18 protein-coding genes are annotated in these 20,683 nt (G+C 69.6%); 6 read left to right on the top strand and 12 right to left on the bottom strand.

The genetic code is table 11. The features are described from left to right. Positions 1-71: 71 nt before the first annotated feature. Both cbiE and ACIA75_RS15570 read right to left on the bottom strand, forming a co-directional pair. Positions 72-1,349 carry a precorrin-6y C5,15-methyltransferase (decarboxylating) subunit CbiE gene (gene cbiE / locus ACIA75_RS15575; RefSeq protein WP_397104219.1) on the bottom strand — a complete coding sequence of 426 codons (1,278 nt, stop codon included), beginning with the start codon at positions 1,347-1,349 and terminating at the stop codon, positions 72-74. 67 nt (positions 1,350-1,416) lie between these two features. Then, positions 1,417-2,181, bottom strand: coding sequence for an SDR family NAD(P)-dependent oxidoreductase (locus ACIA75_RS15570; RefSeq protein WP_397104217.1), 765 nt, complete (start codon positions 2,179-2,181; stop codon positions 1,417-1,419). A gap of 82 nt (positions 2,182-2,263) precedes the next feature. Here ACIA75_RS15570 and ACIA75_RS15565 point away from each other — a divergent pair, with 82 nt between their 5' ends. Then, a complete protein-coding gene (locus tag ACIA75_RS15565; RefSeq protein WP_397104215.1) occupies positions 2,264-2,668 on the top strand; it encodes a pyridoxamine 5'-phosphate oxidase family protein in 405 nt (134 codons plus the stop codon). 252 nt (positions 2,669-2,920) lie between these two features. On the opposite strand, the gene ACIA75_RS15560 is transcribed toward ACIA75_RS15565, so the two are convergent. After that, positions 2,921-4,054, bottom strand: coding sequence for a M24 family metallopeptidase (locus tag ACIA75_RS15560; protein WP_397104213.1), 1,134 nt, complete (start codon positions 4,052-4,054; stop codon positions 2,921-2,923). A 70-nt stretch (positions 4,055-4,124) separates the two neighbouring features. On the opposite strand from ACIA75_RS15560, the gene ACIA75_RS15555 reads away from it, so the two are divergent. Beyond that, on the top strand, positions 4,125-5,093 hold the full coding sequence (locus ACIA75_RS15555) for a 5'-3' exonuclease H3TH domain-containing protein (protein ID WP_397104211.1): 969 nt from the start codon (positions 4,125-4,127) through the stop codon (positions 5,091-5,093). Positions 5,094-5,375: 282 nt separating this feature from the next. On the opposite strand, the gene ACIA75_RS15550 is transcribed toward ACIA75_RS15555, so the two are convergent. The 8 genes from ACIA75_RS15550 to ACIA75_RS15515 form a co-directional block, all read right to left on the bottom strand. Continuing rightward, positions 5,376-6,212: a DUF4333 domain-containing protein gene (locus ACIA75_RS15550; protein WP_397104209.1), complete on the bottom strand. Its 837-nt coding sequence runs from the start codon at positions 6,210-6,212 to the stop codon at positions 5,376-5,378. A 228-nt stretch (positions 6,213-6,440) separates the two neighbouring features. Continuing rightward, positions 6,441-9,140 (bottom strand): DEAD/DEAH box helicase, encoded by a 2,700-nt coding sequence (locus tag ACIA75_RS15545; RefSeq protein WP_397104207.1) that lies wholly within the window; start codon positions 9,138-9,140, stop codon positions 6,441-6,443. Between the two features lie 80 nt (positions 9,141-9,220). Then, the gene (gene tatC, locus ACIA75_RS15540) at positions 9,221-10,189 is read right to left on the bottom strand and encodes a twin-arginine translocase subunit TatC (protein ID WP_397104205.1); all 969 of its coding nucleotides are present in this window, start codon (positions 10,187-10,189) and stop codon (positions 9,221-9,223) included. 170 nt (positions 10,190-10,359) lie between these two features. Further along, on the bottom strand, positions 10,360-10,611 hold the full coding sequence (gene tatA / locus ACIA75_RS15535; RefSeq protein WP_397104203.1) for a Sec-independent protein translocase subunit TatA: 252 nt from the start codon (positions 10,609-10,611) through the stop codon (positions 10,360-10,362). Between the two features lie 153 nt (positions 10,612-10,764). Then, entirely contained in the window at positions 10,765-11,733 is a 969-nt protein-coding gene (locus ACIA75_RS15530; protein WP_397104201.1) for a helix-turn-helix transcriptional regulator, read from the bottom strand. Beyond that, complete coding sequence (locus ACIA75_RS15525) at positions 11,730-12,725, bottom strand: helix-turn-helix transcriptional regulator (RefSeq protein ID WP_397104199.1); 996 nt, start codon at positions 12,723-12,725, stop codon at positions 11,730-11,732. The genes ACIA75_RS15530 and ACIA75_RS15525 overlap by 4 nt, the downstream gene beginning before the upstream one ends. 60 nt (positions 12,726-12,785) lie before the next feature. Beyond that, a complete protein-coding gene (locus ACIA75_RS15520; RefSeq protein WP_397104197.1) occupies positions 12,786-14,036 on the bottom strand; it encodes a hypothetical protein in 1,251 nt (416 codons plus the stop codon). Continuing rightward, positions 14,020-15,375 carry an L-serine ammonia-lyase gene (locus ACIA75_RS15515; RefSeq protein ID WP_397104195.1) on the bottom strand — a complete coding sequence of 452 codons (1,356 nt, stop codon included), beginning with the start codon at positions 15,373-15,375 and terminating at the stop codon, positions 14,020-14,022. The genes ACIA75_RS15520 and ACIA75_RS15515 overlap by 17 nt, the downstream gene beginning before the upstream one ends. 93 nt (positions 15,376-15,468) lie before the next feature. Here ACIA75_RS15515 and ACIA75_RS15510 point away from each other — a divergent pair, with 93 nt between their 5' ends. From ACIA75_RS15510 to ACIA75_RS15495, 4 genes are read left to right on the top strand one after another with little or no spacing between them, the layout of a single operon-like run. After that, positions 15,469-16,491, top strand: coding sequence for an NAD-dependent epimerase/dehydratase family protein (locus ACIA75_RS15510; RefSeq protein WP_397104193.1), 1,023 nt, complete (start codon positions 15,469-15,471; stop codon positions 16,489-16,491). Beyond that, positions 16,491-17,558 (top strand): dihydrodipicolinate synthase family protein, encoded by a 1,068-nt coding sequence (locus ACIA75_RS15505; RefSeq protein WP_397104191.1) that lies wholly within the window; start codon positions 16,491-16,493, stop codon positions 17,556-17,558. Before ACIA75_RS15510 ends, ACIA75_RS15505 begins: the two co-directional genes overlap by 1 nt. Beyond that, a complete protein-coding gene (locus tag ACIA75_RS15500; protein ID WP_397104189.1) occupies positions 17,555-18,883 on the top strand; it encodes an MFS transporter in 1,329 nt (442 codons plus the stop codon). The genes ACIA75_RS15505 and ACIA75_RS15500 overlap by 4 nt, the downstream gene beginning before the upstream one ends. Before the next feature lie 9 nt (positions 18,884-18,892). Next, complete coding sequence (locus tag ACIA75_RS15495) at positions 18,893-19,789, top strand: hypothetical protein (RefSeq protein WP_397104187.1); 897 nt, start codon at positions 18,893-18,895, stop codon at positions 19,787-19,789. Here ACIA75_RS15495 and ACIA75_RS15490 read toward each other — a convergent pair. Next, a complete protein-coding gene (locus ACIA75_RS15490) occupies positions 19,765-20,676 on the bottom strand; it encodes a dihydrodipicolinate synthase family protein (protein ID WP_397104185.1) in 912 nt (303 codons plus the stop codon). The genes ACIA75_RS15495 and ACIA75_RS15490 overlap by 25 nt on opposite strands. Positions 20,677-20,683 lie beyond the last annotated feature (7 nt).

The following is a 20,683-nucleotide window of genomic DNA, read 5'->3' as shown; positions in this document are numbered from 1 at the left end:
CGACATTACTACCGCCGCCCGATTCGCCCATGCCGCATTCGGCATCCCCACTACTGACGGGCCCGCTCGCACTACGTTTCCCGGACGTCCCCGAGCTGCGCGGACGGGGTCTTCACCACCGACCACTGGGTCACCGGCAACTGCGGCCGCCAGGTGGTGAAGCGCCCCAGCGGTTCCCCGCGATAGACCTGGAACCGGCGCAGGGTCCCACCGTGCGCGCCGGCCCACGAGACGAGCAGCGCCTCCGATTCCGCCGTGACCGCGTTGGCCACCAGGCGCCCACCGCCGGGCAACCGCGACCAGCACCGATCGAACAGCCCCGGTGTCGTGAGGCCGCCGCCGAGGAATATCGCGTCGGGTGAACCCGGTACCGTCCCGGCGGTGATCTCGGCGATTGCCTCGCCGCGGATATCGATCTCGGGGACTCCCAGTGCGCGGGCGTTGCCACTGATCTGGTCGCGACGCCGGTCCAGGGTTTCGAAAGTCACCGCGCGGCAGAAGGGGTGGGTCCGGCACCATTCGATGGCGATACTGCCGGAGCCCCCGCCGATATCCCAGAGTGTCTCGCCGGGCCCGGGGGCCAGCGCGGCCAGGGTCAGCGCGCGGATCTCGGACTTGGTGAGTTGCCCGTCGCCACCGTAGGCGGCGTCGGGGAGTCCGGGCAGCCGGGTCAGGCGGAGGCGTCCCGGCTGCCCAGCCACCGCGACAGCCACGATGTTGAGGGGGTCGCCGGGCGGTTCCCGCCAGTCCGCTGCGGTTCCCGAGACCACCCGTTCGGCCGGGCCGCCGAGTTGCTCCAGAACGGTCACCTGCGAGGGTCCGAAACCGTTGTCCCGCAACAGCTCCACCACTCGGCCGGGAGTTCCGGCGTCCGCACTCAGCACGAGCACCCGGCGTCCTTCGGTGAGTTCCGGCAGCAACCGCGGCAGCGGCCGGCCGACCACGCTGACGATGCTCACCTCCGGCAGTGACCAACCCAGCCGGGCGCAGGCCAGCGATGCCGACGACGGCTGCGGCAGCACCCGCAGCGATTCCGGGCCGAGCAGTCGCGCGAGCGTGGTTCCGATGCCGTAGAACATGGGATCGCCGCTGGCCAGGACACCGAGCCGGGTGCCGTCCCGTTCCGCCAGCAGTCCCGGTAGTGCGGGCAGCAGCGGCGAAGGCCAGGCCTGCCGGTGTGCGGTGACCTCGTCCGGGAGCAACGCCAGCTGCCGGTCCGACCCCAGCAGCACCGCGCACTCCCGCAAGGCCGCGCGCGAGGTCTCGGCGAGCCCCGGCCAGCCGTCGGCGCCGAGACCGATCACGGGGATCGGGGGCCCGGCCCACCGGAACCCCGGACCGGTGCTCATCGCCGACCGCCGGCCGGCTGCCGGGGGAGCCCTTGTCCGGCTCGTGCGCGACGGGCAGCCGCGGCGTTCACAGCGGCATCCGCCGCCAGACGCCCTGGGGCAGCAGGCGCATACCGACGAACACCAGGCGCAGGATCCCCGGAACAGCGACCTGCCGCGCGCGGCGGCCCAGCGCGGTGACCACGGCGGCGGCCACCTGGTCGGGAGTGATGGAGAAAGGGGCCGGGCGCATCCCCTCGGTCATCCGGCCGATGACGAATCCCGGCCGGGCCAGCAGGAGATGCACGCCGCTACCGTGCAGTGCGTCGCCGAGACCACTGGCGAAACCGTCGAGCCCGGCCTTGGCCGAACCGTATACGTAGTTGGCACGGCGCACCCGGACCCCGGCAATCGAACTGAACACCACGAGGTGACCACTCCCCTGGGTGCGCAGCTCGTTCGCCAGCACGGTGAGGACGCTGAGCTGGGCGGTGTAATCAGTGTGCACCACCGCCAGTGCGTGGGCGGGATCGGTTTCGGCCAGGGCCTGATCGCCCAGCACGCCGAATGCCAGCACCGCGACCCCGATCGGGCCGTAGTCGGCGACGATCTTGCCCAGCAGCGCGGCATGGCTCCCGGTATCGTCGGCGTCGAACTCGACCGGATGAACCGCCGTCGCACCGGCCGCGGTGAGCGCCGCGGTCTCGGTGTCCAGATCCCCGCACCGGCGCGCGGCCAGCACCACGGTCCGGCCCGGGGCCAGCCGCAGCGCGACCTGCAGACCGATTTCACTGCGCCCACCCAGCACCAGCACGGTGCCCGGGTCGATCCCTCGTGTACGACGCGCAACCATGCGCTCAGTCTGTCATCCGGCGCCGTTCGCAATCCGCACCGGGACCTCGGGCCACACTCACGCCACCCGCTACGGTCCTTTCATGACAACGCACACCGTCGAATTGTCGCCCGCGGCCGTGGAGTTCCTCACCGAACGGCATCTGGCCACCCTCACGACCCTGCGGGCCGACGGCACTCCCCATGTGGTGCCGGTGGGATTCACCTGGGACGGTGACGCCGGGCTGGTCCGCGTGATCACCAGCGGCAGCTCGGTCAAGGCGCGCAACATCCGGCGCTCCGGCTACGCTGCGGTCGGCCAAGTCGATGGGCGGCGTTGGCTCACGCTGGAAGGCCCGGCCTCGGTCCTGGACGACCCGGAGCAGGTCCGGGAGGCCGAACGCCGCTATGCCGAGCGCTACCGCACCCCACGGGAGAACCCGGCCCGCGTAGTGCTTTCCATCGAGGTGCGGCGGGTGCTGTGCGGGGTGGCGCTGCGGAACGCATGAGTCACACGACACCACCCCGCCACCCTGGGTCCCCGATACCCGGCCTCGGTAGGTACCCAGCGACCCCGGAGCCGGTCACCGGCAGGCCGCGCCCGGCCGAGACGGCGACGCCACCGCGCACACCGAACTCGCTGCCGGGCGCCGTCGCCCGGTATCAGCGCAGCCGGTGCTTGCCCACAATGCCGTCCAGCGGCACGCCGAACGTCCACTCGGGGCGCTCGCTGTCGAGACAGCCCGGGCCGGGACCGAGTATCAGGCCGGCAGCACCGTGAGACCGTGCGGCCGCTGGTTCATCGAGACGCAGCCGTCCTCGGTGACCACCACGATGTCCTCGATCCGGGCACCCCACTCACCCGGGAAATAGATCCCCGGTTCGATGCTGAAGGCCATCCCCGGACGCAATTCGAGATCGTTGCCCGCGACCATATAGGGCTCCTCGTGCACCGAGAGCCCGATCCCGTGGCCGGTGCGGTGCACGAACGCCGGTCCGAAACCGGCGGCTTCGAGCGGTTCGCGGGCCGCCGCGTCCACGGCCGCGGCCGGGATACCCGGGCGCACCGCCGCGACGGCCGCGGCCTGGGCTCGTTCCAGTTCGGCGCAGCGTGCGGCGATCTCCGGAGCGGGTTCGCCGAGCACGTAGGTCCGGGTGGAGTCGGAGTAATACCCGGGCTCCACCGGACCGCCGATATCGATGACCACCACATCCCCGGCCTCGATCCGCCGGTCGGAGACCTCGTGATGCGGGATGGCGCCGTTGGGCCCGCTTCCGACGATCACGAACGCGGCCTCGGTATGCCCTTCGGCCACGATGGCCTCGGTGATGTCCTTGCCGACCTCGGCTTCCGTACGCCCGACCTGCAGGAACTCACCCATCCGGGCGTGCACCCGGTCGATGGCGGCACCGGCCCGGTGCAGGGCCGCGATCTCGGCCTCGTCCTTGATCATCCGTAGCTCGCGCAGGACCGGAGTTGCGGAGACGGGCAGGCCGCTGAAACTCCGCGCCAGCGGCAGCAGATGCAGGGCGGGCATGGCATCCGCGACCGCCACCCGCGATCCGATATGCAGTGCCGACTGCACCAGTTCGTACGGGTCCACCCCGTCCACCCAGTCCAGTACCCGCAGTCCGAGCTCGTCCACCGCGGATTCCCGCAGCCCGGCGACCTCCAGTTTCGGCACCACCACCGACGGGGTGGCCTTGTCCGAGGTGATCACCAGGCAGGTGAGTCGTTCGAACGACTGTGCGGCGGACCCGATGAGGTACCTGAGATCGGGCCCGGGCGTGATGAGCAGCGCGTCCAGATGCGCCTCGCGGATCAGCTGTACCGCCCGCTCCAGCCGCTGCTCGTAGACCTCCACCGCGAACCGTGACTCCGTGTGCGCGCTCATGGACTCGAACTTACCCGGCTTCAGGGGAGGCACACCGTATCGGTCGGTAGGGCCCGGTAGATTCCGGCGGGTGACTACGACCGACACCACGCCGCGTCCACTGCTGCTGCTGGACGGCGCGAGTCTGTGGTTCCGGGCATTCCACGCCATCCCGGACAAGATCACCGCGCCCGACGGCAGATCGGTGAACGCCTTGCGCGGATTCACCGATATGGTCGCCGCCCTCATCACCCGGCACCGCCCCGCCCGCCTGGTGGTCTGCCTCGACCTGGACTGGCGCCCGCAGTTCCGGGTGGATCTGGTGCCGACCTACAAAGCACATCGCCTGGACACGTCCGCGAGCGCCGAACCCGGGGCCGAGGAAGTGCCGGACCGGCTCACCCCGCAGGTCGACATGATTCTCGAGGTGCTCGCCGCGGCCGGTATCGCCACCGGTGGCGCCGCCGGGCTGGAGGCCGACGACGTACTCGGCACCCTGGCCTCGACCGAACGGACCGATCCGGTGGTCGTGGTGAGCGGCGACCGGGATCTGCTGCAACTGGTACGCGATACCCCCGCCCCGCCGGTCCGGGTGCTCTACGCCGGACGCGGCCTGGCCAAGGCGGAACTCTTCGGCCCTGTCGAGCTGTCCGCCAAATACGGTGTGCCACAAGAGAATGCGGGCCCCGCCTACGCCGATATGGCCACCTTGCGCGGCGATTCCTCCGACGGGCTGCCGGGAGCCGCCGGAATCGGGGAGAAAACCGCCGCCACCTTGATCGACCGGTTCGGCTCGCTCGAGGCATTACGTGCCGCTGTCGACGATCCCGCCGCCGATCTCGCCCAGGGGGTGCGGGCCAAACTCCGCGCGGCGGCCGACTACCTCGACGCCGCGGCGCCGGTCGTGCGGGTGGTCCGCGACGCGAATGTGATCCTGTCCCGGCCCGATATCCTGCACCCCATTCCGGCCGATGCCGACGCCTTGAAGGAGCTGGCCCGCGCCTACAACGCCGAAAGCCCGGTCAAACGTTTGATCGCCGCCCTCGCGACCTGCGAATAGCAGACCGCCGCAGCGTCGGCGACCGGCGGACCGCCCCCCCCCCCCCGCGCTACAGACCGAAAAACCTGCGGACCGCGCCGCCGGTGTGGTGGGCGCGATTCCCGCGGGCGCTCGCCACAAGCGCGCATTGCCCCCGCGGCTCGGCGCGGGCGCGGGCGACTCGAGCCGCCGATCACCGGTGCCCGGGCCGACGACCCGGGCCCGGTATCCGAGCGCGAAGACCTGCCGGAAACGCAGAACCCGCCGGAGAGCACTCTCCGGCGGGTTCTGGTTATGCCGCACTCAGCTCGGACGGCCCACCTCGTAGGTCCCATCCTCCTTGGTGATCTTGATATTGACCTTCTTGGCCTCGCCGCCGACCTTCAGATCGCAGGTGAACGTCGAGTCCACCGCGACCTCCTGGCCCGCGGGGCACTGAACATCCTTGACGTCCTCGATGCCGTAGGACTCCTCGAGAACCTTCGTCACGCCGGTCTGCACCGCGGCCTGATCGAGTTCGTCCTTGGCGGTCAGCATCAGGATCGCCACCACCACGCCGGCCACGACCGCCACGCCCAGCAGCGAGAACACGACGATCAGGCCGGTCTTCTTCCCGCCCCCGCTCGACGGCTGCTGCTGCGCGCCCCACTGCTGCTGGGCGGGTTGCCCCCACTGCCCCGACTGCGCCTGCGGCTGCTGACCCCACTGCTGCTGGTTCGGATCGCCCCACTGCTGCTGCGGTTGCGGCTGATTCGGATCCCCCCACTGCTGTGGTTGCGGCTGTTGAGGCTGCTGCTGGTTCGGGTCCCCCCACTGCTGCGGCGGCGGCTGCTGACCCCACTGCTGCTGCGTGGGCTCACTCCATTGCTGCGGTTGCGGCTGCTGTGGTTGCGGCTGGGGCTGGCTCCACTGTTGCGGCTGCGGCTGCGGCTGGGGCTGCCACTGCTGGCCGCTCTGGTCGCCACCACCCCATTTCTGGGTGGCCTGCGCCTGCTGCGGATCGTTCGGGGGTTGCGCGGGTGGCGGGCTCCCCCACTGCGGCGCCGCGCCGGGCGGCTGCTGCCCGCTCCAGGCCTGGGTGGGATCGTTACGTCCCTCCCCGGGCCCCGGGGCGTCGTTCGGTCCGTACGGCCCACTCATCTGGTTGCCTCCACTCGCATTGTCGAACACACGGTAGCCCCCCGCGTGCGGTTGAAATCAAATCACAATCGATGGTCTCACGCTGGCTCTACCGGGGCATGAGCGCGGGCCCTACGTGGTTACGCTGCGCTGCCGCCTCCGGGCCTGACACGCTCATGCTCTGCCCATTACGCACGAGCGGGGGCCCTACGTGGTTACGCTGCGCTGCCGCCTCCGGGCCTGACCCGCTCATGCCGCGTCCACCGCAACGACACCACGCCGGATCGCTCGCACGGCCTTGGCCGCGGTGTTCGCGACCTCGGTATCGTCTGCGGTGGAGTGGATCTGGTCGAGTAGATCGATCACCTGACGGCACCAGCGCACGAAATCCCCCGCCGAGAGCGGCGTGCCCTGATCCCCGCCCGCGAGCATGGCGTCCACCAGAGCGTCACCGCGGGCCCATTTGTAGATGCCGCCGACGAATCCGAGGTCCGGTTCGCGGGTCGGGGCCAGCCGGTGCTCGGCCTCGTCGGTGCGCAACCGGGACCACTGCGCGATGGTGTCGGCCACCGCACGCCGGATCGGCGCCGTCGGCCCGGCGGCCCCGAGATACCCTCCCTCCGAACGCGATTCGTACACCAGAATCGACACAACCGCCGCCAGCTCCGCCGGTCCCAGGCCGCGCCACAAGCCCTGGCGCAGGCATTCGGCGACCAGCAGATCGCTTTCGGCGTAGATCCGGGCCAGCCGCCGCCCGTCCGCGGTGACCTCCCCGTCGTGCACGAACCCGCGCTCCTCCAGCAGCCCGACGATCCGGTCGAAGGTCCGGGCCAGCGAATTCGTGGTCGCCGCGACTTTCTGGCGCATGGCCTCGGTTTCCCGGCGCACCCGGTGATAACGCTCCCCCACCCGGGCCAGCTGCTCACGGTCGGGCCGAGAGTGGGCGGGGTGGGCCCGCAGGGTGCGCCGCAGGGTCGCCAATTCCGGATCGTCCGCGCCCCGGGCGCGTTTCTCGCGCCGCGGGCGGCCGGGTGCGGTGATCCCGGTACTGCGCAGCGCCGAGGCCAGATCCCGGCGGGTGCGCGCCGTGCGATGGTCGACCCGGCGCGGTAACCGCATCCGGCCCAGCGGTTCGGCCGGGACCGGGAAATCCGCGACCGAGACCCGGCCGGCCCATTTGTCCTCGGTGAGCACCAGCGGGCGCGGATCCCCCGGAGTGGCATCGGGTTCGAGAATCACCGCCAGACCGGCCCGGCGCCCGGCACCGATCGCGACTACATCCCCGCGCCGCAGTTCGGTGAGTGCCGCGACACCCGCCGTGCGCCGGTCGCTGCGGGTCTGCTGGGTGAGTTGCCGTTCCCGCTGTTTGATCCGTTCCCGCAGGGTGAAGTACTCGAGAAAATCGCCGTCGGTACCGCCCAGCTGGTCGGCGAGCTTGTGGAGCTGCGCCTCGTTGCGTTCGATACCGCGGACCAGGCCCACCACCGAGCGGTCGGCCTGGAACTGCGCGAACGAGCGCTCCAGCAGCAGCCGCGCCTCGTCGGAACCGAGCCGGTCGATCAGGTTGATCGACATGTTGTAGCCGGGCTTGAAGGAGCTGCGCAGCGGATACGTGCGGGTCGAGGCGAGCCCGGCAACCGCGCTGGTATCGACCTCGGGCTGCCAGAGCACTACCGCGTGCCCTTCGACATCGATACCGCGCCGGCCCGCACGCCCGGTGAGCTGCGTGTACTCCCCCGGGGTCAGTTCGGCATGCGTTTCGCCGTTGAACTTGACCAGCCGTTCCAGCACGACCGTACGAGCGGGCATATTGATACCGAGCGCCAGCGTTTCGGTGGCGAACACCGCCCGGACCAGGCCTTTGACGAACAGCTCCTCGACGGTGTGCCGGAACGCGGGCAGCATACCGGCGTGATGCGCGGCCAGCCCGCGATGCAGCGCCTCCCGCCATTCCCAGTAGCCGAGCACCTCGAGATCGGCGCGCGGCAGCTCCCCGGTGTGCTTCTCGATGATCGCGTCCACGACCTCCGGGTCGGCGGCACCGCCGAGGTCGAGCCCGGACCGCAGGCATTGCGCCAGCGCCCCGTCACAGCCCGCCCGGCTGAAGATGAAGGTGATGGCCGGTAGCAGCCCTTCCTCGTCGAGCCGGGCGAGCACCTCCGGCCGCGGCAGCGGGCGGAAGAAACGCCGCGGGCCGCCCCGGCCGCGCGGACCGCCCCAGCCCTCCATGCGATCGGATGCCTCGCGCTGTTTGATGTAGCGGACCAGGTCGGAATCGACGAGGACCCGCTGGTCCGACGATTCGCTGTCGAACAGATCGAACATCCGGCGGCCCACCATCACGTGCTGCCACAGCGGCACCGGGCGGGTCTCGTCCACCACGACGGCGGTGTTGCCGCGCACTGTTTCCATCCAGGAGCCGAACTCCTCGGCATTCGACACCGTCGCGGACAGGCTGACCAGCCGTACCTCCGCGGGCAGGTGCAGGATGACCTCCTCCCAAACCGCGCCGCGGAAGCGGTCCGCCAGGTAGTGCACCTCGTCCATCACCACATACGACAGCGCGCGCAGCGCGTCCGACGAGGCGTAGATCATATTCCGCAGCACCTCGGTGGTCATCACGACCACGTGGGCGTCCGGATTGATCGACTGGTCGCCGGTGAGCAGGCCGACCCGGTCGCGCCCGTACCGTTCGGTCAGATCGGCGAACTTCTGGTTCGACAGTGCCTTGATCGGCGTGGTGTAGAAACATTTGCCGCCGGACGCCAGCGCCAGATGCACCGCGAACTCCCCGACCACGGTTTTCCCGGCGCCGGTGGGCGCGCAGACCAGCACCCCGTGTCCCTGTTCGAGGTAGGTACAGGCCTGGCGCTGGAAGGGGTCCAGCTCGAATGTCAGCTCGGCGGCGAACCGGGAGAGTTCGGCGGTCAGCGACGCGTGCGATGTCACGTGTCCGAGACTAATGGAGGATTACGACACCGGTCGCGCCGATAAAATCGCCTGATCGCCGCCGGTCCGCGCGAAACGGCTCAGAGTGTGTCCGAATAGTCCGATGCGGTGCGGGTCGGCGTATCGGACGCAGGCACCGGATCCGCCGCGGTGATCGGCGCCGCCGGATCGACCCCGGTGGGTGCCCCGATCTGCGAGGCCTGTTCGTCGTCGAGGGCCCCGAGCTCCTGCTCGGCGCGTTTGGCCCGGCGTTTGTCGTTGACCCGGGCGAATTGCACCGCGACCTCGAACAGCACGGTCAGCGCCAGCGCCAGCGCCAGCATCGAGAACGGATCCTGCGGTGTCACGATGGCCGCGAAGACGAACAGGCCGAAGATGATGCCGCGCCGCCAGGCCTTCAACCGCTCGTAGGTCAGGATCCCGAGCAGGTTGAGTCCGATGATCAGCAGCGGCGTCTCGAAGCTCACGCCGAAGATGATCAGCAACTGGATGATGAAGCTGAAGTACTGCGAACCGCTCAGGGCGGTGATCTGCACATTGTCGCCGATGCTGAGCAGGAAACTCAGGGCGTGCGCGATCACCCAGTAGGCGAGGATCGCGCCGACCACGAACAGCACCGAACCCGATGCCACGAAGCCGACCGCGTACTTGCGCTCCTTCGGGTACAGACCGGGCGTGATGAACGCCCACAACTGGTACAGCCAGATCGGGCAGGCCATCACCACGCCGGCCGTCATACCGACCTTCAACCGCAGCATGAACTGTTCGAACGGCGCCGTGGCCAGCAGCCGGCACGCCCCGTCCGGGGACAGCGAGGCCCGCGCCGAATCGGGAAGATCGCAGTACGGGCCACGCAGGATCTCGCCGAGGCTTTCCACACCGAGGAACGAATGCGCGTACCACAGGAAGCCCACGATGGTGGTGACGAGAATCGCCGCGAGCGAGATCAGCAGCCGGGTGCGCAGCTCCCGGAGATGCTCGACCAGCGACATCGTGCCGTCGGGATTGGTGCGGCGTTTGCTGCGCCGGGGGTCGAACGGAATTCGCATGGTGTGTGGATGCCCTCGTATCAGCGTGCCTCGCTCCGCTCGGCCTGCGGCACCGGACCGGCCCCGGCGGTGCCCCGCACGGGAGAGGTGTCAGTGCCCGGTCGGCAGCGCCGGGTCGACAGCCGTCGCAAACCGGGCCCGGGCGCTGCCCGGGCCCACGGAGACGGGCCTCAGAGCGTTTTCGACTCGTTCCGGGTCTCGGTGGCCGATGCGTTCGCTTCCCGGCCCGCCGGCAGTTCCGGTGCGGGCTGAGCTGCGGGGCTCGCGGACTTGCCGTCGTTGTGCATTTCGCTCACCTCGCTTTTGAAGATGCGCAGCGACCGGCCGAGACTGCGGGCCGCGTCGGGCATCCGCTTCGCGCCGAAGAACACCACGAACACCGCCGCGATGATCAGCCAGTGCCAGATGCTCAGACTGCCCATTGTGGTTACCTCCCAAGACTGTGGTCTGTCCGATGCTACCTGGCGTAATGGCGGCATCGAACGGGAGCGGGGGCACTCACAGCGATGTGACACCGTTGGTCAACCGCTGTTCACCACCCCGCCGCCCGGGCGCGCCGCCCCGGACGCGCCGGGTCAGGGCGATTCGTCCAGCCCGGCACCCTGATAGGCGGCCAGCGCGGCCTCGGAGCGGTCCCGGACCGCCCCCACCAACTCCGGTGGTCCCAGGACGGTCACACCGGACCCGAAGCCGAGTACCAGCCGCGCCATCCAGTCCAGGGTGGCGAACCGCATCGTCGCCTCGAGGCTGCCGTCCGGGTGGACCACCATCCGATGCATCGGGTACTGGTCCAGCACCCAGGCGTAATCGGCGGCGATCAGCAGCCGGGCCAGCGGCACCGCGGGGTCGTCCTGGAACAGATCCAAGCCCGCATCGGCATCGCGTGCCTCATGGGGCGGCCGCGCCGGTTCGGCCAGTTCTTCCGCCGATTCGATCCGGTCGAACCGGAACAGCCGCACCCCCTCGGCCTCCCGGCACCATCCCTGCAGATAGCTGTTGTCGTCCACCGCCACAATGCGAATCGGGTCGACCACCCGCGTCGACACCACATCGCGGCTGGCCGAGTAATACTCCAGCCGGACCGCCCGGGCCGCCGCCACCGCGGAACGGACGGCGGTGACGGCGGGTGCCTCGACCGGCGGGCCGGGTGACGGCGCGGGCGGTACCGCATCCGAGATCGCGGCCTCCAGCTTGGCGATGGCCGCATGCGCGGCGGTCGGGTCCACCATGCCCGGTAGATCCACGATGGATCGCAACGCCACCAGCACCGCGGTCGCCTCGATGGACGTCAGCCGCAGCGGACGTTCGATACCGGCGGTGAAGGTCACCTGCACGCTCTCCTCCGAGAACGACAGGTCGATCAGGTCACCGGGCCCGTAACCGGGCAGGCCACACATCCACAACTGGTTGAGGTCGGCCATCAGCTGTTTCGTCGTGACACCCAGGTCCGCGGCGGCCTCGGCTGCGCTGATACCGGGATTGGCCACGAAATACGGCACCATGTTCAACAGGCGCGACAGCCGCGCCGAGAGTCGCGTACTCACAACGGCACCTCGGTCCGATCGAACACCGAACGCAACCGCGCCACCACATCGGCGCGCAGGTCCGCCGGTTCGAGCACCAGCGCATCGGGCCCCAACCCGGTGATCAGGCGAGCCACCCAATTCTGCGATCGGATCGGCACCTCCAGCACACTGCCCGGCCGCCCGCCGAAACTGCGGGAGCCGACCACCTCACCGATCCGGCGCAGATCCCGGCCACGGCCCTGCGCCACCCAGATCGTCGCCGATCCGGTGACGGGCGCACTTCCGGTGACGCGGGCGACGATCTCCCGCAGATCCGTACCGGCCGGCGCGCGCACGGCATTACGCGGCCCGTACGGCGTGATCTCCGCACCGATCCGGGACAACCGGAAGGTCCGCACGGCATCCCGGTCCCGATCGTGTCCCACCAGATACCAGCGGCCCCGCAACGTGACCACACCCCAGGGCTCCACATCGCGCATCAGGTACGGCGAATTACTGGCCCCGCGATGTTCGAACCGCACCGCCTGACCGGCGTCGATGGCCGCGAGCAACTTACCCAGCACCGGTTCGGACCCGCGGGTACGCGCCGGCACCGCGGGAATGGCGGCGAACGCGGTATCGGTCTCCACATGGATACCGGCGGCCCGCAGCTTCAGCAGGGCACCGGCCGCGGCGGACGCGAGCTCGGGCGACTCCCACATCTGCAGAGCGACCGCGACCGCCGCCGACTCCTCGCTGGTCAGATCGATATCGGGTAGTTCATAGGCATCCCGGTTGATGCGGTAGCCCTCCACGGTGGAGAACCGGCCGGAGGCCCCCACCTCCAGCGGAATGCCCAGATCGCGGAGCTCGTTCTTGTCCCGCTCGAACATCCGGCTGAACGCCTCGTCGCTGGCACAGTCCTCGTACCCCGCGACACTCTCCCGGATCCGCTCCGCAGTCAGGAACTGCCGGGTCGACAGTAGCGCGATGACCAGATTCATCAGGCGCTCGACCTTGGATATCGCCACCCGAACAGCGTAATGCAGTGTTTGATTGCGGCGCCTCCGGCGCCGCTGGTTCGGGGGGTACTAGGTGTCGATTCTGATCGCGTAGCGCACGGCGGGGCGGCCGGCGCTGCCCGCGACCGTTCCCACGGGCTGTGCCAAGCCGGACCGCTCGAGCTGTTTCAGTGTCCGGCGCGCCGAGCGGGGCTCGATGCCGAGGGCGGCGGCGACATCACCGGCGGTGACCTCGCCGTCCGGCCGGGCCGCGACGGCCGCCTCGAGTTTGAGCAGGGTCGCCCGGGACAGCCCCGCCCGGCGGGCCGCGATGTGCAGGCTCAACGGCTCCTCGGTCCGGTTCGGGTCCGGGCTGGTTTCGGTGATCACGAAATCACGGCCCGCGCCGACCGAGACGACGGCGGTGAAAGGTCCCGCGCTACGGCAGCGTTCGACAGCCCGGCGGGCCAGCGCCTCGGCGTCGGCCGCGGACCGCCCGACGCCGAGTCCGATCCGCACCCAGACGTGGCGTTCCGCCAGCTGCTCCAGCAAGGGCATCACGCTCCAGTCGCAGGTGTGCTGGGCGAGCACCCCCCGGGTGCTGACCAGGACATAGCTCGATGGACCGGTGGGGAACAGGCTGCCGGCCAGGGCGCGGATATCGTCGGCGAGCCGGTCGTCGGGTGCGGGTAGTTCGATCATGCCGAGCGCAACCTGCGCGTCCGAGGAGATGCGTCCGGCCAGCTCCATGGTCACGGTGTCGAGCGCGGTGCGGACCGACGCGATCGCGGGGGCCAGGCGGATCGCGTAGCCGTCCTCCCGGATCAGGTCGTACACCGACCGGACGCAGGTGATCGCGACCGCACCGGGACGGTGGCGCGCGTGTTCCCGGTGGAATTCCGCGAGGCGCCGGGTGTCGATCCCGCTGCGGTACTCCAGGGTCGCCACGTCGCCGGTCGGTATTCCGACATGGGACAGGCTTTCGACCACGAGCGGCCGGGCCAGCGTATCGATGGATATCCGGGCCGGATCGTGCCCGGCGGACATCAGCTCCACGAGTGCGCCGTACAGGGTGGCGCCGGTGTAGTCGATATAGGCCGCGGGCTTGGTGACCACGCCCGCGGTATGGGCGAGCGTGTACGGGATCACGCCGGTGAACAGCAGCGCGTCGACCTCCGGGCGCGCCGCGACGACCTCGGCTGCCTGCGCCTCGTTGCGGTAGGTGAGCGGTACGACGAGGTGATCGGTGAACTCCAGGGCGGCAACACGTTTGACCAGCGAGACCAGATCCGACGGCCCGACCACGCCGATCCGGTAGGTGTGTTCAGCATTCGACGACATTGACGGCGAGACCCCCCATCGAGGTTTCCTTGTACTCGGCCTGCATGTCCGCTCCTGTGTCGCGCATTGTCTTGATCACAGTGTCCAGGCTGACTCGATGATTCCCGTCACCGGCCAAGGCAATTCGTGCCGCATTGATCGCCTGCACGGCCGCGACCGCGTTGCGTTCGATGCACGGGATCTGCACGAAACCGCCGACCGGATCACAGGTGAGCCCCAGATTGTGTTCCATCGCGATCTCGGCGGCGTTCTCGACCTGCGCGGTACTGCCGCCCAGGACTTCGCACAGCGCGCCGGCCGCCATCGAGCACGCGGAACCGACTTCGCCCTGACAGCCGACCTCGGCACCCGAGATGGAGGCGTTGCCTTTGTAGAGCGCGCCGATCGCCGCCGCCGTGAGCAGGAAGCGCCGGATTCCATCGGCGCCGGCTCCCGGGACGAAGCGTTCGTAATAGTGCAGGACCGCGGGGATGATTCCCGCTGCCCCGTTCGTCGGGGCGGTGACCACCCGGCCCCCGGCGGCGTTCTCCTCGTTCACCGCCATGGCGAAGGCGTTCACCCAGTCCAGTTGGTGCAGCGGATCGAGGGGTGCCGCCGCGGCCACCAGCCGGCGGTACAGCCCCGGGGCCCGGCGGCGGACCGCCAAGGCACCGGGCAGCGACCCATCGGTGTGCAGACCGGCGGTGACGCAGTCGCGCATCGTTGTCCAGATCCGGTCGAGCCCCGCGACGATATCGACTCCCGGACGCAGCGCGTGTTCGTTGGCCAGCGCGATATCGCTGACGCGCAGACCCGTGCGGGCGGCGCGGGCGAACAGTTCGTCGCCGGTCCGGAACGGGTGGGGTACGGGGATGCCGGCGGCCTCGGCAACCTTCCCGGCCTCGGTGACGAATCCGCCACCGATCGAATAGTAGGTCCGCTCGACGGGTGGGCCCCCGGCGAACTCGGCCGTCAGCACCATCGCGTTCGGATGGCCGGCCCGCCGGGCGGCACCGTCGAGTACGAGGTCGGCGGGAGTGAACGGGATGGGGTAGCGGCCCGCCAGGTGGAGAGTCCCGGTGCGTGCCAGCGCGGAGTACCACCGGGCGGGCCGGCCGGGATCGACGGTTTCGGGGTCCGCGCCGTGCAGGCCGGCGATCACCGCCGCGTCGGAACCGTGTCCGCGGCCGGTGGCCCCGAGTGAGCCACACAGCAGGGCATGTACCCGGCGTACCTGCGGAAGCCGCTCGGCGCGCTCCAGTTCGGCGAGGAACATGCGTGCCGCGCGCATGGGGCCCACCGTGTGGGAACTCGACGGGCCGATGCCGATCGAGAAGAGGTCGAACACGCTCACGGTCACGGTCCGGGGATTCCTTCCTGTTGCGCTTTTCGGGACGCTCGCTCATTATTACGGTCCTGACCGAAATAGTCCACCGAAGGAAAGGCCGGTTGAATGTTCGCGGATGAGAAGGAGCTCGAACTCGAGCTCAGCCGGCCGAGCCCCGAGCTCGTCGCCGAGGCCGCCGAATGGCAAGGTGACGTGATAGTCCTGGGTGCCGGCGGAAAAATCGGGTCCGGCGTGGCGACGATGGCGCGGCGCGCGCTGGATGAAGCGGGCCGGAAAGACCTTCGGGTACTGGCTGTCTCCCGATGGACGGATACGGTCGCCCGTGAACGCCTGGAAACCGGCGGAGTAGATACGGTCACGACCGATTTATCGGATCCGGTGGCCGTGGACGAGCTGCCCGACGCGGGCAACGTGGTCTTCCTGGTCGGCGCGAAGTTCGGTACGTCCACCAACTCCGACGAGGCCTGGATGACCAATACGGTGCTTCCCGCCTATGTCGCCCGGCGTTACGCACAGGCCCGGATCTCGGCGCTGTCCACCGGTAACGTCTACCCACTCACCTCGCCGATGACCGGCGGGCCGGTGGAGACCGACGAGACCGGCCCGGTCGGGGAGTACGCGATCACCTGCCGGGGCCGCGAACAGGTCTTCACCCATGGGGCACGGACCCGGGGCACCCGGGTCGCGCTCGTCCGGCTCAATTACGCGTGCGAACCGCGCTACGGTGTCGTCGCCGATATCGCCCGCCGGGTGCACGCCGGAGAACCCGTCGACCTGTCGATCGGCGTGGTGAACGTTGTCTGGCAGCGCTACACCAACGAGGTCGTCCTGCGCGCGCTCGGACAGGCGGACACCACCCCGTTCCTGCTCAATCTCACCGGCCCGGAGATCGCCTCGGTACGCGCCATCGCCACCGAACTCGGCGAAAAGCTCGGCGTGGCACCACAGTTCGTAGGTGTCGAAGGTACGACCAGCCTGCTCAGCAACGCCTCGAAGTGCCACCGTCTCTTCGGCTACCCGGACCGCACCCTGGGGCAGCTGATCCAGATGCAGGCCGACTGGATCGGCGCCGGCGGCACCCTGTGGAACAAACCCACCAAATTCGAGCGCCGCGACGGGAACTTCTGATGGCGTCGCTCCTGCCCGACGCCGAAAACACCCTGCTGCACCAGGGGACCGTCGTACCGGCCCACCCTCTGGCCCTCGATCACACCCGCACTCTCGACGAGCGGCGGCAGCGCGCGCTGACCCGCTACTACGTCGATGCCGGTGCGGGCGGCCTCGCGGTCGGTGTGCACACCACTCAGTTCGAGATCCGCCGGCCCGAGGTCGGCCTGCTGCGACCTGTTCTCGAACTCGCCGCCGAGGAACTCGACGCCCGCGCCGACCGGCGACCGTTCCTCCGGATCGCCGGCGTCGCCGGGCCTACCGGACAGGCGGTTGCCGAGGCCGAATTGGCCCGCGAACTGGGCTACCACGCCGTGCTGGTCTCACCCGGCGGTCTGGCCGACCGCGATCTCGACTATCTCCTCGACCGCAGTGCCGCCGTCGGGGAGGTACTGCCCGTCATCGGTTTCTATCTGCAGGAAGCCGTCGGCGGACGCTATCTGCCCCGGGATTTCTGGCGCCGGTTGGCCGACCAGGAGTCCACCGTCGCGGTGAAGGCGGCGCCGTTCGACCGCTATCGGACGCTCGAGCTGGTCCAGGGAATCGTCGACTCGGAGCGCGGCGGCGAGGTCGCGCTCTACACCGGCAACGATGACAACATCGTCGGTGATCTGCTCGCCCGGTACGATCTGTGCGGTCCGTCCGGCCCGGTGACCCGCCGGTTCGTCGGCGGATTGCTCGGGCACTGGGCCGTGTGGACCCGGGCCGCCGTGCGGCTGCACGACCTCGTCCGCCGCGCGTGGGCGGGCGACGAGACCGCGCGCGACCGGGCACTGGCGATGTCCGCGGGTGTCACGGACGCCAACGCCGCGGTATTCGATGTACGCAACGATTTCGCCGGTGTCATCGCCGGGGTACACGAGGTGTTGCGCCGCCAGGGACTTCTCGAAGGAACCTGGTGTCTCGATCCGGCCGAAGATCTGTCGGACGGCCAATCCGCGGAACTGACCAGAATCCTCGACGCGTACGAGTGGCTACGCGCCGAGGACGGCTTCGTCACCGCAGGACTCGAAGGATGGATGTCATGAGCTCGACCACTGTCGACGCGCGCACCGCGCCACCGGACGAGGCGAAGGCCGCCCGCGCGAAGAAAGCGGTCTTCGGGGCTTGGCTGGGGTTCTACGTCGACCTGTTCGATATCTATCTGCCGGTCATCGTGCTCGCCCCGGCCTCGGTGTACTTCCAGGCCACCGGCGCCTCGCCGGGCACGATCGCCCTCATCAACGGATCGGTGTTCGCCGCGACTCTCATCGGCCGGCCCTTGGGCGCGATGCTGTTCGGACATCTCGCGGACAAGTTCGGGCGTCGCCGGATCACCGTGGTCTCGGTGACCGGATTCGGTGTGACCACCATGGCGATCGGACTGTTGCCCGGCTACCAGCAGATCGGCATTCTGGCCGTGATCCTGTTGATCGCGCTGCGGTTCATCGACGGCGTCTTCCTCGGCGGCGAGTACACCTCCGCGACGCCGACCGCGCTCGAGCAGAGCGCGAAGGAACGCCGCGGCCTCAACGGCGCGATCATCTCGACCGGTTTCCCGCTGGCCTACTGTTCGATCGCGCTGATCACGCTCGGCCTGCTCCAGGTGATGCCCGCCCAGGGGATCGACTCCGCCTATGTCCAATGGGGCTGGCGCATCCCGTTCTTCATCGGCGCGGTGCTCTCGGTCGGCTTCGCGATCTGGTACTCGCGCAATGTCGAGGACAGCGAGGAGTGGCAGCAGTCGGAGAAGGTGAAGACGCCGCTGCTCGAATTGTTCAAGGGCCGGTCCGGACGCGATTTCCTCCAGGTTTTCGTGCTCACGACCGGTCTGTGGTTCACCAGTTACATGCTCACCACCGTGCTACCGGGCCTGATGAAGAGCGAAGCGGAACTGAGCCCGAACTCCACCACGCTGGCCCTGGTGATCGCGAACGCCATCGTGGTCGCGGTCTACATGGGGAGCGGACTGCTGTCGCAGCGGATCGGCCGCCGGCCGATGCTCATCGCCGGCGGGCTGCTGTGTATGTTCGTCGCACCGATCCCGTACACACTCATCGCGTCCGGGAACGTGCGATCCTTCGGTACGGTCCTGGTGCTGCTGATCTCGGTCACGGTGCTGATCAGCGTGCCGTGGGGATGTCTGACGACGTACCTGACCGAGCGGTTCACCCTCGGCGTCCGGGCCTCGGGTTACGGACTCGGCTATTCGCTCGGCATGGTGATCCCCGCGTTCTACGCCTATATCCAGAGCGGGCTGTCGGCGTTCATGCCGCTGCCGTACACGGCCGTGGTGCTGCTGTGCGTCGGCGGACTGCTCACGGTGGTGGGCGCGGTACTCAGCCCGGAGACGCGTGACGTCGACATGAAGTGAGGAGAGCGCATGCGGATCGGCTTCGCGGGCGTCGCCCATTCGCACCCGTTCAGTGACGCGCGCAACGCGCGGTCGCTCGGGGTGTCCGATCTGGCTGTCTGGGATGCCGACGACCACTCCCGGCGCGCGGACTTCGTCCGGGAGTGGTCCGCCACCGAATACGAGACCCTCACCGGGTTGCTCGACTGGGGACCGGACGTGGTGATCGTGACCCCGCGGCCCCGGCGGATCGCCGCGGTGGTGGCGGCGGTACTCGATCGCGGTGTCGCATGTTTTCTCAACAAGGTTCCGGCAGCGAGCCCGGCGGCCCTGGCCGACCTCGACGCGGCGGTCGGCACCCGGTCCGGGCGGTTCCTCACCTCCTCGGTGCTGCGGTTCGCACCCGGGCTGCGCGCGTTCGCCGGCGAACTCGAGCGGCCGATCGCCGTCCACGTCTCGGTGCGGCACGGGATCGATATCTTCACCACCCCCGAACGCCGCTGGCAGGACGATCCGGCCGACGGCGGCGGCACCGCGGTCTCGATGGGACTGCACGCCTGGGAGATGCTCGATACCGTCCTCGGCCACGCGATCACGCCACTGGGCGGTGTGACGGCCTGGGTGCCGGACAGTCGCACGATCTCGGAGAACGTCGTGACCGTGCATGCCCTCACCGACGGAGGCATACCCGTCAGCGTGGACATCGTGGGAGCCGGGACGGATGAGGGCTACGAGGTGGTGGTGCACACCGAGACCGGCGTGCACCGGATATCGCTGAGCGGGTCCGACGACCTCGGTTACATCGATTGCCTGCGCGCGGTACTGGCGATGGCGCAGGGCGCACCATCGCCGGTGCCGTGGGAACGCAGCCGCGCGGTGGTCCGGACGACTCTGGCCGCCGCTCAGCTCGCGCGTGCGGGCGGCTGATCGGTCGCGAGCCGGTGGAAGGCGGCCAGGACCCGGGCCTTCTCGTCGCCGGGCAGCGGCGGAGCGTACGGGTCGGTCAGTAGATCGGTCGGCAGGATGCCCTCGGCTCCCGCGATCCAGGCCATGCGCTGGACGTATCCGTCGAACGGCTCCCGGAAGGTGGCCGCGGCGAATGCGTCGAGCCGGCGGGTGGCCTCCAGGAACGCGGGCAGATCGGGGCCGGAGAAAGTATCGAGTACCGCGCGGGTGAGACTCACCGCGGCCGCCGCGATGCCGACGAGGGCAGTCTCGGCGCCCCAGGTCAGGGAGGCACCGAACATCCGGTCTTCCCCGGTGACGGCGAGTTTGCCACGGTTGCGGACCAGGGCGATCCGATCCTGGCACGCGATCGCCTCGGAGAGCCGGGCGAGTTTGACGGCCGCCACCGCGGGGTGTTCGACGACGGCGGCGAAGGTCGAGTCCGGATAGGGCGTGGTGTACAGGTCGAACGCGATGAGCGGCAGCTCGGCGGCCGTCCAGAGCTCGTCGAGATGGCGCAGCACCGCTGAGGTGTCACCGGGCACCGGGAACACCAGGACCGCTTCGGCACCCGCGTCCGCCGCGACGCGGGCCTCGCCGGCGTTCGCGACACCGACCACGGTCGAGGCGCCGGCCCGCCGCGCGGCGTGGATCAGTTCGGTGCGCACGGCCGCGGACAGGTGCGGCCCCCGGCCGGTGTGGGCGGCGATAGCAAGACCGTCCGCCCCGGCCGCGACCAGCGCGCGGAAGTAGTCGCCCGCGAATTCGGGACGGGCCACACCCGCCGCGTCGAACGGCGTCGCGGGTGCCGAATAGAGCCGGCCGCGTGCCTGCCCCGCCCACTCGCGTGCTCTTCCGAACCACTCCATACCGCCA

Source organism: Nocardia sp. NPDC051750, from assembly GCF_044453135.1.
In the GTDB taxonomy this organism is placed as follows: Bacteria; Actinomycetota; Actinomycetes; order Mycobacteriales; family Mycobacteriaceae; genus Nocardia.
This window is presented reverse-complemented; position numbering and strand designations above follow the sequence as displayed.

Coding starts and splice junctions, on each gene's coding strand:
- cbiE (WP_397104219.1), bottom strand. CDS start 1,349: ATGAGCACCGGTCCGGGGTTCCGGTGGGCCGGGCCCCCGATCCCCGTG.
- ACIA75_RS15570 (WP_397104217.1), bottom strand. CDS start 2,181: ATGGTTGCGCGTCGTACACGAGGGATCGACCCGGGCACCGTGCTGGTG.
- ACIA75_RS15565 (WP_397104215.1), top strand. CDS start 2,264: ATGACAACGCACACCGTCGAATTGTCGCCCGCGGCCGTGGAGTTCCTC.
- ACIA75_RS15560 (WP_397104213.1), bottom strand. CDS start 4,054: ATGAGCGCGCACACGGAGTCACGGTTCGCGGTGGAGGTCTACGAGCAG.
- ACIA75_RS15550 (WP_397104209.1), bottom strand. CDS start 6,212: ATGAGTGGGCCGTACGGACCGAACGACGCCCCGGGGCCCGGGGAGGGA.
- tatC (WP_397104205.1), bottom strand. CDS start 10,189: ATGCGAATTCCGTTCGACCCCCGGCGCAGCAAACGCCGCACCAATCCC.
- tatA (WP_397104203.1), bottom strand. CDS start 10,611: ATGGGCAGTCTGAGCATCTGGCACTGGCTGATCATCGCGGCGGTGTTC.
- ACIA75_RS15520 (WP_397104197.1), bottom strand. CDS start 14,036: ATGTCGTCGAATGCTGAACACACCTACCGGATCGGCGTGGTCGGGCCG.
- ACIA75_RS15510 (WP_397104193.1), top strand. CDS start 15,469: ATGTTCGCGGATGAGAAGGAGCTCGAACTCGAGCTCAGCCGGCCGAGC.
- ACIA75_RS15505 (WP_397104191.1), top strand. CDS start 16,491: ATGGCGTCGCTCCTGCCCGACGCCGAAAACACCCTGCTGCACCAGGGG.
- ACIA75_RS15500 (WP_397104189.1), top strand. CDS start 17,555: ATGAGCTCGACCACTGTCGACGCGCGCACCGCGCCACCGGACGAGGCG.
- ACIA75_RS15495 (WP_397104187.1), top strand. CDS start 18,893: ATGCGGATCGGCTTCGCGGGCGTCGCCCATTCGCACCCGTTCAGTGAC.
- ACIA75_RS15490 (WP_397104185.1), bottom strand. CDS start 20,676: ATGGAGTGGTTCGGAAGAGCACGCGAGTGGGCGGGGCAGGCACGCGGC.